Below are 2,072 nucleotides of genomic sequence, written 5' to 3' on the forward strand. Positions count from 1 at the left end.
CCAGCGTAAGCGGCACGGCGCATTCATATATATCTTTGTAAAAAATTTTAAGATGAGAATTTAGAAATTCTAAAAGCTCGGCATCGGCGTCCTTTTCGATCTGAAGCCGCACGAAAGCCCCTTTGCGGCGCAGTTTAAGCCCCGCTTCTAAAATCATCATAAAATCGTCCGCTTCCTCCTCCTCGATCACGATATCTGCGTTTCGCGTGACGCGGAAGGCTGCGGAGCTGATGAGCTTGTAGCCCGGAAAAATTTCTTCCGCATGGCGTTTTACGATGGTGCCGATCGGCACGTAGGTATTTTGCGCCACCTGCACGAAGCGCGGGATCACGCGTGGAATTCTAATCATCCCGAAATGCACCGACTCGGGCGCGCCCTCGTCGCAGAGCTTGACTGCGAGGGAGAAGCTGAGATTGTTTAGATGTGGGAAAGGATGGGTCGCATCCACTGCGATCGGGACGATGACGGGCATTATCTGCGAGAAAAAAAACTCGTCCGCCACCGGCTTCAGCTCGGGCTGCAACTCGTCGTAGCTTTTGATAAAAAGCCCGTTTTTGCAAAGCTCTTTTTGGATACCGAAATACTGCTGCTCAAGCTCGGTTTGTTCGTTTCTTAGATAGGAGCGGATCGCGCGCAGCTGCTCAAGAGGCGTCATCTCGTCATCGCCGCTGGTTATAACGCCGGCGGTAAAAAGCTGCTTCAAGCCCGCCACGCGGATCATATAAAATTCGTCTAAATTCGTGCTGTAAATCGCTAGAAATTTTAATTTTTCAATTAGCGGGATATCCTTTTTGCATTGTTCCAGCACGCGGGTATTGAAGCGTAGCCAGCTTAGCTCGCGGTTTATAAAATTATTTTGTGTTTGCATAAAAACTCCTTTTTGAATATTAATTCTAAGATTATAGCCCAATTAAGATTAAATTTTAAAGTCCGAATTTCATGAGCTTGCAAGTGGGGCAATTTAGTATTTAAAATTCTGCCCTAATTCCCTCTTTTTTCTAAATCCTTGCACATTTGCGCATTGCCGTCTTTGCAGCTCAGCTTTAAATACCGCCTCAAATATAAAATTTGCTCTTTCTCCTCCTCGCTCATATCAAGCACCCATTTGCACGCTTGTTTTATTGCGAGTTAAAATAACGCTTTCATTTCAGCCTTCGTAAACAATATAAATTTAAATCAGAAAACGACGTAAATTTTATCTCTTTGCTAGCGGCTGCGCTTTGGTTACGCTCTGCCGAGGCTTGCGTTATTAAAGGCGCCAAAATTACGGGATAGAATTCTTTCATTATCGCTCTTTCCCCCTCTTTGGATTTGCCATCTTTTACTCCTTGGTTGAATTTGCGTCGTATTTATCACTTATTTCCCAAAAGACTTTTTTCGCGCACTTTACGGGATCGTGCTCTTCCTCATCTCGTAAGCAATTTTCTAAAGCCACCTTTAGCGCGCAAGATTTTAGTTTAAATATTCTTTCTTTTTCCAAGTGCTCTGAATACTTTTCGCAAGCTATAGTGTAATTATGTGCCGCTCTTTTGACATTGCCTCTTATCGCAATATCATGAATTCCTAGGTTAAAACAAGAGGCTGCAATACCTGCCTTGCAAGATTTTTCTAAGGGCACAAAAGCCGCTTCACGCATACCGAGCTCTAAACCCATAACATAGCCCAAATCATCGCATTTTTCCATATTACCGCTATCGCATTTTTTAGATAAAATTTCTATTAGTTTAGTGCATGAGCTATATTTGCCGTTTCCTTTATCGCATTCGTTATAAAGATTTTGTTCCTCTGCTGTAGATTTGGCTGATAATGGATACGACAATATCATAATCAATAAGAATATAACGCTAATACTTCTCATTTCAGCTCCTCTACAGTTCTTTTTAAAAGAGCTTTGCCTTTTATTATCGGATTGCATTCTTTATCTTTTAAACAGCTCTTTAATTCCTCATTCATTCTACAAAAAGGCTCGCTATCCTTTAGCTTGCTATCACAGACTTTTTCAAAACTCCTAATTGCCCTTTGTATATTGCCGTTAAATTCTATATCTTCCCAACCTAGCCCCATGCAATATT

General features: G+C 42.1%; 2 protein-coding genes and 1 pseudogene. All 3 read right to left on the bottom strand.

The features are described 5' to 3' along the window. Positions 1-868, bottom strand: a pseudogene (locus Q0369_RS10900) (RNA degradosome polyphosphate kinase); the annotation flags it as partial. Positions 869-1,321: 453 nt separating this feature from the next. Next, positions 1,322-1,858 carry a hypothetical protein gene (locus Q0369_RS10905; protein WP_298099860.1) on the bottom strand — a complete coding sequence of 179 codons (537 nt, stop codon included), beginning with the start codon at positions 1,856-1,858 and terminating at the stop codon, positions 1,322-1,324. Next, positions 1,855-2,072, bottom strand: a 218-nt coding sequence (locus Q0369_RS10910; protein ID WP_298099863.1) for a hypothetical protein, incomplete at its 5' end; no start/stop codon positions are given. The genes Q0369_RS10910 and Q0369_RS10905, both read right to left, overlap by 4 nt.

It is taken from the genome of uncultured Campylobacter sp., assembly GCF_938030685.1.
Classification (GTDB): Bacteria; Campylobacterota; Campylobacteria; order Campylobacterales; family Campylobacteraceae; genus Campylobacter_B.